The organism is Flavobacterium sp. MMS24-S5 (genome assembly GCF_050320125.1).
Classification (GTDB): domain Bacteria; phylum Bacteroidota; class Bacteroidia; order Flavobacteriales; family Flavobacteriaceae; genus Flavobacterium; species Flavobacterium tyrosinilyticum.
In genome coordinates, this window is the sequence record NZ_CP190016.1 from 3,571,530 (window position 1) to 3,585,810 (window position 14,281).

Genomic DNA, 14,281 nt, shown 5'->3' on the forward strand with positions numbered 1-14,281 from the left:
ACTTCGGTGGGTTTTTTATTACAAGAAAATCAAGCAGTTAAAAGCTATGTTTTTTCAATTTAAAATGTACTTTTGTGCTGGTTTCCTGCAACTTCAATCAAAATGAATGTAAAGCAATATTTAGACTCCACGTATTTGAAAACTGCATCGCAAGCTGGTCTTTCGGAAGCAGAAAATACTGTTGTGGTCAAAAAATCAATTGAGGAAGCGATTCAAGAAGGTTTTAAGCTAATTATGATCCGTCCAGAATATGTTTCTTTGGCAAAAAAGATGATTGTTGAAGCGAATTCTGTTTTGTTGGTTGGAACTGTAATTGATTTTCCAGAAGGAAAGTCAAGTTTGGAAATCAAAATTAAAGAAGCAAACGAAGCCATTGCAAATGGAGCTGACGATTTAGATTTTGTTTGTAATTATGAAGCGTTCAAGAATGGAGATCTCGATTTGGTTAAAAAAGAAATCTTAATTGGAACGCAGATTGGATTGGCAAATGATAAAACAGTAAAATGGATTATTGAAGTTGCGGCCTAACAGATAAAGAAATTATCCAGTTATCTTCTTTAATAAAACATGTTGTAGTATCTAATTTTAAAGAAGAAGATTTTGATTCTGTTTTTGTGAAATCCTCTACAGGTTTTTATAAAACAGAGAATGATCTTCCAAATGGAGCAACAGTTCCAGCAATAATTATGATGCTCGAAAATGCTTCGCCGCTTTCAGTAAAGGCAGCTGGTGGAGTCCGTTCATTTGAAGAAGCTGCAGAAATGATTCGTTTAGGAGTAAAACGTATCGGAACTTCGGCAGCAAAAGCAATTGTAAACGGAGAAATTTCCCCAAATCAATATTAAATAAATACCCAAATTTTAAGTGAATAAGTTTTTTTTGTCCCTTGTTTTAATTTCTTCGTTCTTTATTGTTTCTGCTCAGCAAAATGGTAATTCTTCTGTTCAGCCAGGTTTTGCGGCAGAAATGTTTCCAGTTTTTCCTAACTGCGAAAATTTAGAAGGTAAAAAATTAGAAAATTGTTTTTATAAAGAAGTTCAAGATTTTGTGTTTGGCAATTTTCAAGTCCCTCAAAAATTAAAAGAAAACAATTATAAAGGAGTGGTAAAAGTACTTTTTGAGGTAAATGCAGAAGGCGAATTTAAAGTAATTTATGTTTCTGCAGAAACTGAAGAATTGTCTGAAGAAGCAAAAAGAGTTTTTAGCACATTTCCAAAAATAAAACCTTCAACTTACAACGGAAAACCAACGTATTCTAAATATACGATTTCTATTGATATACCGTTAAAAAGTGCATCGCAACTTGCAGCAGAAGCTCAGGCAGCGGCAGAAATCTTAAAGCCAACACAAAAACCAATGACTGAGCTGGATAGTATTGTGTACAAAAAATACAATAATCCAGAATTTGATAGCCATTTAAATATTCCTTTTTCACATAGTTATTATGCGCAGTTTGATGCAGAAATGAATCAAGTTGGGATTAATAACCACACGGCATCTAAGCCTTATACTTACGCTGAGGTTTCAAAATATTATAATTTAAGAGCGGTCAATGAATCGTTGCAGAAAAAAACATCCACCTGGCTGGGAAGAAAATGGTGGAATGAAAATCTAGTGCAGATTCAAGGAGAGGATTATTGGTTTTCATTAAATCCGATTGTAGATTTACAAATGGGTAAGGCTTCAGATCTTGATGCATCTTACACTTATGTGAATACTAGAGCGCTAAACTTTAGAGGAGGTTTAGGGAAACAAATTAACTTTACGACTACATTTTTTGAAAGTCAGGGAAGATTTGCAGGGTATTTTAACGATTATGCGGAATCTATTAAGCCATCCGGAGGAAATCCAGCAATAATTCCAGGAGTTGGAATTGCAAAAAGATTCAAAACCGATGCCTATGATTTTCCTTTAGCGGAAGCGAATATCACTTTCGCACCAGGAAAAATATTTGATTTTCAATTGGGTTATGGAAGAAATTTCATAGGTGATGGTTATCGCTCTTTATTGGAAAGCGATGGAGCAAGTCCGTACCCGTACTTTAAAATCAATACTAAATTTTGGAAAATTAAATATACCAATACGTATATGTGGATGAAAGATGTTCGTCCAGAAGTAACAGCCGAAAAGACGTATGCAACAAAATTTATGGCGAACCATTATTTAAGCTGGAACGTTTCGAATAGAGTAAACTTAGGATTTTTTGAATCTGTAGTTTGGACAGACACCAACAACAGAGGTTTTGATGCTAATTTTGTTAATCCGATTATTTTTTACCGTGCAGTAGAATTTGGATCTTCATCTAAAAGTGGAAATGCACTTTTGGGGATTACGGGTAAATACAAATGGAATAATAGCATAAATCTGTATTCGCAGTTCTTGATTGATGAATTTTCTGTTTCAGATGTTGGAGCGGGAAATCAAAGCTGGAAAAATAAATTCGGATTTCAATTTGGAGCAAAATATTTCAACGCATTTAATGTAAAAGATCTTTTGTTACAGGTAGAATTGAACAGTGTACGTCCTTATGTGTACTCGCATAGTGCTGTTATTACAAACTACGGACACAACAATCAGAGTGTAGGACATCAATGGGGTGGTAATTTTAAAGAACTTATTGCAATTGCGAGATACCACAAAGGGCGTTGGCTTGCCGATGCAAAATTGACTGTTGGAACTAGAGGTTTGGATTTTGATACCGCAGCAGACTCATATAACTACGGAGGAAATATTTATAAAAGTTACGATGTAAAACGTCCGTATGATACGGGTGTGAAAATCGGGCAAGGAAATAAAACTAGTGTTTTTATTGCAGATGTTCAAGGAGGATATTTAATTAATCCAATGACAAACTTGAAATTATTTGGAAATTTGATCTATAGAAATTTTGATCCGACTCAAGAAACGGCAGCAACTTTTAAACAAAGTACGACTTGGTTTAGTATCGGATTACGTTCAGATATTTTTAATTGGTATTTTGATTACTAGTTTTTAATAAGATTTTTCGAAATAATAGTGTTAAAGAATGCTGAGATCTTAATTTGCAAAGGTTTTATTGAAAAAAATCTATTTTTATAGGCTTAAATTCTACAATCTAATTTGTACATTTGCACCACTCAAAAAAAATACACAAAATACAACGGTATTGAACGCTGCAAAAAATACATTATCAATCAAATCAATATTTCTGGATTTTAAAGAGATTACTAAAGCTGGTTTAGCTATTAGTGTATTGTTCTCTTCAATCGCTGGATATTTATTAGGAGTAGATTCTGAGCATCCCTTCAAATGGAGTGTTTTGGCTGTTTTGGCAGTTGGAGGTTATTGCATGGTTGGAGCTTCGAATGCTTTTAATCAAGTAATAGAAAAAGATATCGATTCTTTAATGGATCGTACCAAAAACCGTCCAGTTCCTTCAGGACGTATGTCTCCTAAAGTCGCTTTATTAGTAGCAAGTTTGCTTACTATTATTGGTATTGCGCTTCTTTATACGATAAATGCAAAGTCAGCAATGTTTGCTGCGATTTCTATATTTCTGTATACAAGTGTTTATACACCATTAAAAACAGTAACTTCGTTGTCTGTTTTTGTTGGAGCATTTCCAGGAGCGATTCCGTTTATGTTGGGTTGGGTAGCAGCAACTGGCGAATTTGGCATCGAGGCAGGGACTTTATTCTTAATTCAATTTTTTTGGCAGTTCCCGCATTTTTGGTCTATTGGATGGTTTTTATATGAAGACTATGAGAAAGCAGGAATTTTTATGCTTCCGACAGGTAAAAAAGATAAAGGAACAGCATTACAGATAATATTGTATACAATTTGGCTTATTATAGCATCGTTATTACCTATGTTAGGTTTTACGGGGCAGTTGTTTATTTCTCCAATTGCGGCAGTTTTAGTGTTTCTTTTAGGGATTTGGATGCTTTTTTATGCGGTTCGTTTGTATAAGTTAAGAACTGCAAAGGCAGCGAGAACATTAATGCTAGTGAGTGTTTCTTATATCTCGCTTTTGCAAATTGTATTTATAGTAGATAAATTTTTAAGATAGTTGTTATGGAAATGACATTGAAAACAAATGAAGAGCAAGCAAGGAAATCAAAATCGGCAAAACTGATTCTGCTTTTCGCGATGGTTAGTATGACCATGATGTTTGCTGGTTTAACAAGTGCATTTGTAGTTAGTAAATCAAGAGCAGACTGGTTGAAGAATTTTGAACTTCCTTCAGCTTTCTATTGGAGTACAGCAGTAATTATTGCCTGCAGTGTTACTTTTTACTTGGCAAAAAAAGCCATTCAAAAAGACAATAGAAGTGCGGTTACAGGATTGCTTCTTGGAACTTTAGCTTTAGGGATTTTATTTGTGGTATTACAATTCAAAGGATTTGGGCAAATCGTTTCAGAAGGGTATTACTTTACTGGAGAAGGTAGTTCAATTACTACAACTTTTCTTTATGTGGTAACAGTTACACACTTGTTACACTTAGCTGGCGGATTAATTTCACTTTTAATTATAATTTATAATCATTTTAAACAAAAATACAATTCGACTCAAACTCTTGGGATAGAGCTAGGTGCGATGTATTGGCACTTTTTGGATTTATTATGGGTATATTTATTTTTATTTTTATATTTCTTTAAATAAGAAAAAAACGTAAATTTGGGAACTTTTTAACGAATATCTTTTATGGGAGCGACAGTTACTACTGCAAACAACGACGAAAAAACTTGGGGAGGCGGTCACAATGAGCCTTTAGGAGCAAGTTATGGTAAAATGATGATGTGGTTTTTTATCGTATCAGATGCCTTAACATTCTCTGGATTTCTAGGAGCTTATGGTTTTTCTAGATTCAAATTTATTGAAACTTGGCCTTTGGCTGATGAAGTGTTCACTCACTTCCCATTTATGCATGGTGTTGCGGCTCCAATGTATTATGTAGCATTAATGACTTTTATTTTGATCTTTTCTTCTGTAACAATGGTATTAGCTGTTGATGCAGGACACCAATTGAAAAAGACAAAAGTTGCTGTTTACATGTTCTTAACTATTATTGGAGGTTTAATTTTCGTTGGTTCTCAAGCTTGGGAATGGAAAAACTTCATTAAAGGAGAATATGGTGCAGTTGAAACTGCTGGAGGTAGTTTACTTCAGTTTGTGGATAAAGATGGTAAAAGAGTAGCTTTAGCTGATTTTGCTGTTAAATTGCCAGAACAAAGAGAAGCTTTAACAAGAAGCCACTCAACTTGGTTTATGGAAGACGCTCAGTCTCTTCCAACTTACACAGTTGCTGAAGTTCAGGCTGGTTTTAAAGCGCACCCTGAAGTTTTAATCAGAACAGAAAAACTTACAGATAAAAAGAAAAAGACAATCTTGTCAAGAGAAGAATCTGAAAAACATTTAGCAACAGCTAAGTATGTAGTAGAAGGTGCTAACTTGATCAGAAATGAGTACGGTAATAAATTATTTGCTGATTTCTTCTTCTTTATTACAGGTTTCCACGGATTCCACGTATTCTCTGGAGTTATTATCAATATCATTATTTTCTTTAATGTATTATTAGGTACTTACGAGAAGAGAAGAAGCTACGAAATGGTAGAAAAAGTTGGTTTATACTGGCACTTCGTAGATTTAGTTTGGGTATTTGTATTTACAGTTTTCTACCTAGTTTAATTTTTAGCATTTAATTATTATGTCACACGAGCACGTATCAAATACAAAAAGAATCTGGTTTGTTTTCGCATTACTTTCAGTAGTAACTACAGTTGAAGTTATTTTGGGTATCTACAAACCTGCATCATTAGAATTTACTCATTTTATTGGTTTGAATTTGTTAAACTGGATTTTCTATATCCTTACAATTTTCAAAGCATACTATATTGTATGGGCATTTATGCACATGGAAGGTGAAAAAAGCAGCCTTAGATGGTCTGTAGTTTCTCCTGTTATCTTCCTAGTTTTATATTTATTGTTTATTCTATTGACAGAAGGACATTATATTTATGGGGTTTTTAAAGATTCTACTATTAAATGGAATTTTTAACATGATATTAATTCGAAAAGAAGCTCCGATTTACGGAGCTTTTTTTATTTTTGTACCTCAATAATTCTCCGTTTATACAATGAAAAAAAATATAGTTCTCTTTGTACTTTTTGTATTGCCAATTGTAGCGTATTTGTTTTTCGCTTCAGGTGTAAATAGTTTTACAACACTTCCTGTAATAACACCAAAAGTGGCCGATTTTGGAAATTGGAATTCATTAAACGGAAAAAAAATCTCCCTTGATAAAAAGATTACCGTGCTAGGTTTTGCTGGTACAAATATTCTAGAAAATAGAGGTAATTATTTTAATCTAAATGAAAAGATCTACAAACGTTATAACGGTTTTGAAGATCTTCAGTTTGTAGTGTTGTGTCCTATAGGAACTGAAAAAGAAGCTCAAAAAATTGTTGATGCTTTATCTCCTTTTACAGATGTTAAGAATTGGAATTTTGTTTTTGCTTCAAAAGAAGAGATCCAGAAATTTTATGACGGACTGCATTTAAAAGAAAAACTGAATGAAAACCTTGGAACTTCTAATGTGTATATTGTCGATAAAGAACGCAATCTGAGAGGAAGAAAAGATCAGAAAGAATACAAAGAAGGTTATGATACTTTTCATCCGTCTGAGTTGAGTAATGAAATGCTTGATGACTTCAAGATTATTCTTTACGAATATCGCGCAGCTTTAAAGAAGAATCATAACGCTACAAAGCAACTTTAAAAAATCATTTATAATGTTTAAAAACAAATCATATATCGGAATCTCTTTTGTGATTCTAATTTTCGGGATTTATGCCATTCCTAAAATTGTCGATCGAGTTAAAAACGGTGACGTTGTAAAAGGAAACCGTTTGGATAATGTTGGGGTTAAAACTTCAAAAGATGCGAAGCTTTTGACAATTGGTCCGGCTCCAAAATTCGAATTGACCAATCAAGACAATGTGAAAATTTCGAATGAAACGTATAAAGGAAAAGTTTATGTTTTGGAATTCTTCTTTACAACTTGTCCTTCTATCTGTCCAAAGATGAACATGAGCATGCTAGAGATTGAAAAGACTTTTTTTGGGAATCCTAATTTTGGAATTGTTTCTATTACAATCGATCCGAAACACGATACTCCACAAGTTTTAAAAGACCATGCTAAATTGTTAGGTGTGAAATCTTCAAACTGGAATTTCTTAACTGGAGACAGAAACGTAATTATGGATTTGTCTAATAAAGGATTTAATCTTTATGCAGGAGAAAATGATAAAGTAAGCGGCGGATTTGAGCATTCTGGTTTGTTTGCTTTAATTGACAAAGACGGAAACATTCGATGCAGAAAAGATGAATTCGGAAATCCGAGTATTTATTACGACGGTTTAGACAAAAAAGGAGTTAGAGATATTCAGCAAGACATTAAAATTTTATTAGAAGAATAAAAATGGAAGATAATACTTTAGAGAAAAAATATAACAAGTTCATTATTGTGGTTTCAATTGTAATTCCAGTTGTCGTGGCAATTTTATTTGGTGTTAAATTAAAAGATTTTGGTTTCAATGTGGAGCCTTTATCGTTTTTACCTCCAATTTATGCAACTACAAATGGTATTACTGCGGTTGTGCTAATTTTGGCTGTTATGGCAATTAAGAAAGGAAATCAAAAATTACACGAAAGATTAATGACTTTTGCTATTGCATTGTCGGTTGCATTTTTGGTTATGTATGTAGCGTATCATATGACTTCAGATTCTACAAAATACGGAGGAGAAGGAGTATTGCGTTATGTGTATTTCTTTATTCTTGTAACGCATATTTTATTGTCAATTGCTATTATTCCGCTTGTTTTAATAACTTATGTAAGAGCGCTTGCAAAACGTTTTGACAGACATAGAAAAATAGCTAAAATCACTTTCCCGCTTTGGTTATATGTAGCAGTAACGGGAGTGGTGGTTTACTTAATGATTTCTCCATATTATGTACACTAAAAAAAATAATATTCAAATCGTGAAATTCAAATTTCAAGCGCTGTTTTTTGGAGTTTGTTTTTTCCTTGTTGGAATTTCTGCTAATGCGCAATGTGCAATGTGCCGTGCGGCTTTAGGAGGAGATTCTAATATCAAAAAGGCTGAAGCTGTAAATGATGGAATTGTTTACTTGATGGTAATTCCTTATTTACTTGTATTGATAATTGGATACTTGATTTATCGAATGTATTCTAAAAAGAAAAAAGCAGTGTAAATTTACACTGCTTTTTTTTGTTTTTATTTCAATCCGTTAACCGAAACATTAACCGTTCCGTTTATTTTGATGAACGCTATAATGGCTTGATTGGTTAACTGTATTTTATCAAACTGAATGTCTTCCATTTTTCCGTTAACAAATACTCCAGGCATCGGCGAATAGTTCTTTAAGTAACCCGCCATACTTTTTTTGCCTTCTTCCAAATTCGGTTGAATAGAATAACGGCAGCTTTCTTCCATTTTTCTAAGAATATAACCTTGCGCGAGCCAGTTTGCTGTACGCATCAGTTTGCTTTTGGTGTCTAAGACGTAATCTAGTTTTTCAAAATAAATCTCTTTAGTTTGTGCGTTGTATGAAGGAAATCCATTTAAATAAATGGTTCCGTTTATAGAGCCTAAAATGTCTAAAGCAATGACCATTTTTCCGTCTTTATGCCAAATAGAAACATTTTTTACGGTTACTTTTTTGCTTCCAGAACCAAACTCCTGACCTGCAAAATTCTTGGTCATAATCTTTGATGCATCTACATAACTCGAAATGGCTGCAATATTAGCAGAAATCTGATTTGGGATTTTAGCAACAGGTTTTAGAGCAATTTTGCTAGCATTATATTTTGATTCTGGCTGTTTTCCAACGATGGTTTCCATATTGCATTTCATTCCCATATCGAGCAAGAAAGAATCGTTTTTCAGTTTTGCATTTGTAGAGTAAATTTCAATTGGAACAATTCGCAGCCAGCTTTCATAGGTATCACTCATTTGAAAAGGAGTAGAAATTTTTTCAACAGCCTGAAGAACGTTTGGTTTAAAATCCATTGATTTTTCAATTGCTCCATCAATTTCCTTTTCCAGTTGGGTTTTAAAAATAGAAATAGCTGGATTTATTAAATAAGTAATCGGCATATTTTTACCAAATATGGTCATTGTTGGGCTTTCGTTCCAATTAAGAGACTTGAACTCTGTTTTTGTTGTTAGTTTCCAATTGGTAAGAGTGGTTTCGCTAGATAAAGTTATCACTCCGTTTAGGTTAAATTCTCTAACGTCGTACAGCTCTATCCCCATTTTTTTTGTTCCGATTCGATATTTGATATTCGCTTTAAGCGGTAAAATCGTTCTAATTCTTTTATTCGGATTTGATGGATCATTTTGAATTTTGATCGGAGCCTGTTTCCAGATTTTCATTTCGATATCATCATCTTCGATGTTATTATCCTCATAAATCAATCCGTTAAGGAGCGTGTTTGTCTGATTTTCGATATCACTTAATTTGATCGTAATCGGAAGGTTGATAAAGGATGGACTGCTGTCATAAACTAGCGGGCTGGCATCATCGGGTTCAGGTTTTAATGTTTCTAATTTTGAAGTTGAAGAACAGCTTGTTAATACGGCAAGCACCGAAAACATTGTAATAATAGAAGTAAGCTTCATTTTAGTATGAATTTTTAGACAAGGTAAAATTACAAAAACAATCATATTTTCTGAAAAAAGTGTAACAATAACTAAAAAAGGTAGTCTAATATAAAATAGATAACATAAGTATTAACTTTTTATTATCATAAATTACTTAATAAATACGTTATTATTGTCTAAAAAATTTAACAATACCATGATTGAAATTAAAGATTTACACAAATCCTATAAAATGGGAAGTTCACAATTACATGTATTAAAAGGGATTAATTTTAATATAGAGGAAGGAGAATTGGTTGCAATCATGGGATTGTCTGGTTCGGGTAAATCAACACTTCTTAACATTTTAGGAATTTTGGATGAAGCCGATTCAGGAAGTTATATTTTAGACAAAACACCAATTAAGAAATTAAACGAAACAATTGCTTCAAAATATCGTAACAAATTTTTAGGTTTTGTTTTTCAGTCTTTTAACTTAATAAATTACAAAACAGCATTAGACAATGTAGCGATGCCCTTGTATTATCAAGGTGTTAAAAGGAAGGAACGTTACGAGATAGCAATGAAATATTTGGAGAAAGTAGGTTTGGGTTCTCATGTTAACCATTTGCCAAATGAACTTTCTGGAGGTCAAAAACAACGTGTCGCTATTGCGAGAGCATTAGCTTCGAATCCGAAAGTGTTACTTGCCGATGAACCGACGGGAGCTCTTGATACCAAAACTTCTTATGAAGTTATGGAGCTTATTCAAGGGATTAATGACGAGGGAAAAACAATTTTGATTGTGACACACGAACCTGATATTGCAGCAATGTGCAAAAGAAATGTAGTCCTAAAAGATGGATTAATTATCGATGATAAAAGAGTAGAACAAGTTAGAGCTTCGTCTTATGTTTAATATTGAACGTTGGCAGGAAATATTTGAGGCCATTTCTAAAAACCGTTTAAGAACATTTTTAACGGGAGTGTCTGTGGCTTCGGGAATTTTTATTTTGGTAATCTTGCTTGGTGCAGGAAAAGGTCTTCAGAACGGAATTGAAAAACAATTCGAACGCGATGCGGCTGGAATTATAGAGGTTTGGTCTGGAACTACTACTAAAGAATATAAGGGATTAAATCCAGGGAGACAAATTCAATTTCGCAATAGCGATTATAATCAATCGGTACAGAAATTCGAAGATAAATTAGATTTGAGAGCCTCAACAAATAATTATTGGGGGCAGTCTTTTGCTTATGGCAAAGAATCTGGTAATTATCAATTTAGAGGAGTAAATCCAGATTATGGCGGAATTGAGAATTTAACCATAGTTCAAGGCCGTTATGTAAACGCAAAGGATTTAGAAAGTAATGCAAAAGTGGCTGTAATCGGAATGAAATTAAAAACCGATTTGCTTAAAGACAAAGAGGCAATAGGAGAAGAAATCCTAATAAACAACATTAACTTTAAAGTCGTTGGAGTTTTTACAGATCCAGGAGGAGAAAGAGAAGAGACTCGTGCTTATTTGCCTTTAACTACAGTTCAGAAAACATTTGGAGGTGGCGATAAAATTAGCAACTTGTTTTTTACCCTAAAAAAGACAAGCGATTATGATGAAGCATTGGCTCAATCAGAAAAATTTACCCAAGATTTAAAAAACTTATTAAAAAGTAAAAACGTTGTAGCTCCTGAAGATGATGGTGGTGTAGGAGTTTATAATTCAGTTAAAGACGCTAAACAGTTTTACGATTTAAATTTATATATCAGACTCTTTTTCTGGTGGGTTGGTATCTGTACCATTATAGCAGGAGTTGTTGGAGTAAGTAATATCATGCTTATTATTGTAAAAGAACGTACAAAAGAAATCGGGATTAGAAAAGCACTGGGAGCTTCGCCTTTTTCTATTATCACGATGATTCTTCATGAATCGATTTTTATTACAACCATTGCTGGTTTTGTGGGGTTATTGGCCAGTCTTGCTTTATTGGAGTTCGTTGGTCCGATGGTTCAGAGCGAGTATTTCAGAAACCCTGAAGTAGATTTTAGTGTAGCTTTAACTACTTTGGTATTACTTGTTTTTGCCGGAGCAATGGCAGGATTTTTCCCAGCCTACAGAGCAGCCAAAATTAAACCTATTGTAGCACTTAGAGACGAATAATTATGTTTAAAAAAGATAATTGGGACGAGATTTTACAGGCCTTAACCGCCAATCCTTTCAGGACTATCCTGACAGCTTTTGGTGTTTTTTGGGGTATTTTTATCTTGGTAATTTTACTTGCTGCAGGTAATGGTTTGGAAAATGGTATTAAAAAAGGTTTTGATGGAATCGCGACCAATACCATGTTTATGTGGAGCCAGACTACTTCTAAGGCGTATAAAGGTTTACCAAAAACAAGACGATATGACTTTAGAAATAGCGACGTAACAGCTTTAAAAGCAGCATTGCCAGATTTATTATATGTTTCTCCGAGAAATCAATTAGGTGATTTTAACGGAACAAATAACGTGGTAAGAGGCACAAAAACTTCTGCATTTACAATTTATGGAGATTACCCAGAGCTGATTAAACAACAGCCGATGGATATTATTAAAGGAAGATTTGTAAATCAGCAGGATATTGAGCAGAGAAGAAAAGTTTGCGTAATTGGTAAAGGAGTTATCAGTGAGCTTTATGGTAAAGAGGAGGAAGCGGTTGGAACTTATATAAAAATTAACAGCATTAATTTTATGGTTGTTGGAGTTTATAAATCGAAACAGCAGGGAGGAAATGCAGAACAGGAACAGAAGAATATTTTTATTCCTTTTACAACTTTTCAGCAAGCCTTTAACTATGGAGATAAAGTGGGATGGATGGCGCTTACGGCAAAAGACGAAACTTCTATAACCGATTTAAAGCCGAAAATTTTAGAGATTATAAAAGCACTGCATTCTATAAATCCGACAGATGAAAGAGCGGTTGGAAATTTTGATTTGTATGAGCAGTTTAATAAAGTACAAAGCTTATTTAATATCCTAAAAGTAATTGCCTATTTCGTAGGAACATTAGTTTTGATTTCGGGTGTAATCGGAATTTCGAATATCATGCTGATTGTGGTTAAAGAACGTACAAAAGAAATCGGAATTAGAAGAGCATTGGGCGCAACGCCTGGAGCCATTAGAGGACAAATATTATCAGAGTCTATATTTTTAACCATTATTTCGGGTATGCTCGGAATTGCTGTTGCAACAGGAATTATAGCACTTTTAAATATGGTATTAGATTCGATGCCTCCTGATCAAAATACTATGTTTGCTAATCCAACTGTAGATTTAGGAGTTGTATTTGTAGCATTAATTATATTGGTCGGATCTGGTTTGCTCGCTGGATTTATACCGGCACAGACCGCCATCAATGTGAAACCCGTAGATGCATTAAGGACAGAATAAATTATCAATCAAAATAAATCGATTAAACCAAGAACAAATGAAAAAAGGAGTAACCGTAACCATTTTAATATTTATTGCAGTTGTTTTTTTTGGCGCGCTTTACTATTTGTATGCTAAAAACCAAGAATCACCGATTGTATTTAAAACGGAAAAAGCAGAAATAAAAACTATCGTAAAAAATACTATTGCGACAGGAAATATTCAGCCTGATGAAGAAGTTTTAATCAAACCAAATATTTCAGGTATTATTGAAGAAGTGTACATCAAAGCTGGTGAAAAAATCAAAGCTGGCGATATGATTGCTAAGATTAGAGTTGTAGCAAACGTTTCGAATGTAAGTAGCTCTCAGAATCAGGTACAGACTGCTAAAATAGCATTAGATAATCAGGAAAAAATCTACAAAAGACAGAAAACATTGTTTGAGAAAGATGTAATTTCTGCAAATGATTATGATGCTGCACAGCTGGCTTACAATCAGGCAAAACAAAATTATCTGGCTGCAAAACAAGGTTTGGATATTGTTAAGACAGGAACAACTTCATCTTTAGGAAATTATGCTAATACATTAATTCGTTCTACAGTGAACGGAATGGTATTAGACGTTCCAGTAAAAGTAGGAAACCAAGTTATCGAAAGTAATAACTTTAACGAGGGAACTACAATTGCAAGTGTTGCCGATGTTGGAAGAATGATTTTTATAGGAAAAATTGATGAATCTGAGGTTGGAAAAATTAAAGAAAAAATGCCAATCGAGATTACAATTGGTGCTATCGAAAACAAAAAATTTGATGCAGTTTTAAACTATATCGCTCCAAAAGGAGTTACAGAAAATGGCGCAATCCAATTTGAAATAAAAGCACAAATGATCAACAGAGATGATACTTTTATTAGAGCTGGTTTAAGTGCCAATGCTTCTATTATTTTGGAGAAAGCAGAGAAAGTTTTAGCAATAAAAGAATCTTTGGTTCAATTTGACAAAAAAACACAAAAGCCTTATGTAGAAGTCGAAAATGCTCCACAGAAATTTCAAAGAAGAGATTTGGTTCTGGGGGTAAGCGACGGAATCTACGTTCAAGTTAAAAGCGGTATAAGTGATACAGATAAAATTAAAATCTGGAATCAGGGCTTGATTAACGAAGGGGACAAAGAAAAAAAATAAGCTAATTTGAAAGGTTAAGGATCTTTTTGGTTTTAAAAATGTTAAATTTGC

Annotated in this window: 14 protein-coding genes and 1 pseudogene; 14 read left to right on the forward strand and 1 reads right to left on the reverse strand. The window is 33.6% G+C overall.

Annotated elements, in window-relative coordinates; all coding sequences use genetic code 11:
* The first annotated feature begins 102 nt into the window (after window positions 1-102).
* The 10 genes and pseudogenes from deoC (at window position 103) to ACPWTF_RS16435 (ending at window position 8,256) form a co-directional block, all read left to right on the forward strand.
* Window positions 103-845, forward strand: a pseudogene (deoC, locus tag ACPWTF_RS16390) (deoxyribose-phosphate aldolase).
* A 19-nt stretch (window positions 846-864) separates the two neighbouring features.
* Window positions 865-2,988 carry an energy transducer TonB gene (locus tag ACPWTF_RS16395; protein ID WP_427872180.1) on the forward strand — a complete coding sequence of 708 codons (2,124 nt, stop codon included), beginning with the start codon at window positions 865-867 and terminating at the stop codon, window positions 2,986-2,988.
* 157 nt (window positions 2,989-3,145) lie between these two features.
* Window positions 3,146-4,048, forward strand: coding sequence for a heme o synthase (gene cyoE / locus ACPWTF_RS16400; RefSeq protein ID WP_427872181.1), 903 nt, complete (start codon window positions 3,146-3,148; stop codon window positions 4,046-4,048).
* Window positions 4,049-4,053: 5 nt separating this feature from the next.
* A complete protein-coding gene (locus tag ACPWTF_RS16405) occupies window positions 4,054-4,641 on the forward strand; it encodes a cytochrome c oxidase subunit 3 (RefSeq protein ID WP_379796103.1) in 588 nt (195 codons plus the stop codon).
* 42 nt (window positions 4,642-4,683) lie between these two features.
* A complete protein-coding gene (locus tag ACPWTF_RS16410; RefSeq protein WP_095927908.1) occupies window positions 4,684-5,667 on the forward strand; it encodes a cytochrome c oxidase subunit 3 in 984 nt (327 codons plus the stop codon).
* Window positions 5,668-5,686: 19 nt separating this feature from the next.
* Window positions 5,687-6,037 (forward strand): cytochrome C oxidase subunit IV family protein, encoded by a 351-nt coding sequence (locus tag ACPWTF_RS16415; protein WP_095927907.1) that lies wholly within the window; start codon window positions 5,687-5,689, stop codon window positions 6,035-6,037.
* 79 nt (window positions 6,038-6,116) lie between these two features.
* Window positions 6,117-6,758 carry a hypothetical protein gene (locus ACPWTF_RS16420; RefSeq protein WP_320492727.1) on the forward strand — a complete coding sequence of 214 codons (642 nt, stop codon included), beginning with the start codon at window positions 6,117-6,119 and terminating at the stop codon, window positions 6,756-6,758.
* A gap of 13 nt (window positions 6,759-6,771) precedes the next feature.
* Entirely contained in the window at window positions 6,772-7,458 is a 687-nt protein-coding gene (locus tag ACPWTF_RS16425) for an SCO family protein (RefSeq protein ID WP_095927905.1), read from the forward strand.
* A 2-nt stretch (window positions 7,459-7,460) separates the two neighbouring features.
* Window positions 7,461-8,003, forward strand: a complete 543-nt coding sequence (locus ACPWTF_RS16430) for a DUF420 domain-containing protein (RefSeq protein ID WP_427872182.1) — start codon at window positions 7,461-7,463, stop codon at window positions 8,001-8,003.
* Window positions 7,993-8,256 (forward strand): hypothetical protein, encoded by a 264-nt coding sequence (locus ACPWTF_RS16435; protein ID WP_427872183.1) that lies wholly within the window; start codon window positions 7,993-7,995, stop codon window positions 8,254-8,256. Before ACPWTF_RS16430 ends, ACPWTF_RS16435 begins: the two co-directional genes overlap by 11 nt.
* 23 nt (window positions 8,257-8,279) lie before the next feature.
* Here the strand turns inward: ACPWTF_RS16435 and ACPWTF_RS16440 are convergent, their stop codons facing one another.
* Entirely contained in the window at window positions 8,280-9,686 is a 1,407-nt protein-coding gene (locus tag ACPWTF_RS16440) for a DUF4403 family protein (protein WP_427872184.1), read from the reverse strand.
* Between the two features lie 178 nt (window positions 9,687-9,864).
* On the opposite strand from ACPWTF_RS16440, the gene ACPWTF_RS16445 reads away from it, so the two are divergent.
* From ACPWTF_RS16445 to ACPWTF_RS16460, 4 genes are read left to right on the forward strand one after another with little or no spacing between them, the layout of a single operon-like run.
* Window positions 9,865-10,566, forward strand: coding sequence for an ABC transporter ATP-binding protein (locus ACPWTF_RS16445; RefSeq protein WP_427872185.1), 702 nt, complete (start codon window positions 9,865-9,867; stop codon window positions 10,564-10,566).
* Window positions 10,559-11,803, forward strand: coding sequence for an ABC transporter permease (locus tag ACPWTF_RS16450; RefSeq protein ID WP_095927902.1), 1,245 nt, complete (start codon window positions 10,559-10,561; stop codon window positions 11,801-11,803). The genes ACPWTF_RS16445 and ACPWTF_RS16450 overlap by 8 nt, the downstream gene beginning before the upstream one ends.
* Before the next feature lie 2 nt (window positions 11,804-11,805).
* Window positions 11,806-13,071: an ABC transporter permease gene (locus ACPWTF_RS16455; RefSeq protein ID WP_095927901.1), complete on the forward strand. Its 1,266-nt coding sequence runs from the start codon at window positions 11,806-11,808 to the stop codon at window positions 13,069-13,071.
* A 37-nt stretch (window positions 13,072-13,108) separates the two neighbouring features.
* Window positions 13,109-14,230: an efflux RND transporter periplasmic adaptor subunit gene (locus tag ACPWTF_RS16460; RefSeq protein ID WP_095927900.1), complete on the forward strand. Its 1,122-nt coding sequence runs from the start codon at window positions 13,109-13,111 to the stop codon at window positions 14,228-14,230.
* Window positions 14,231-14,281: the final 51 nt, after the last annotated feature.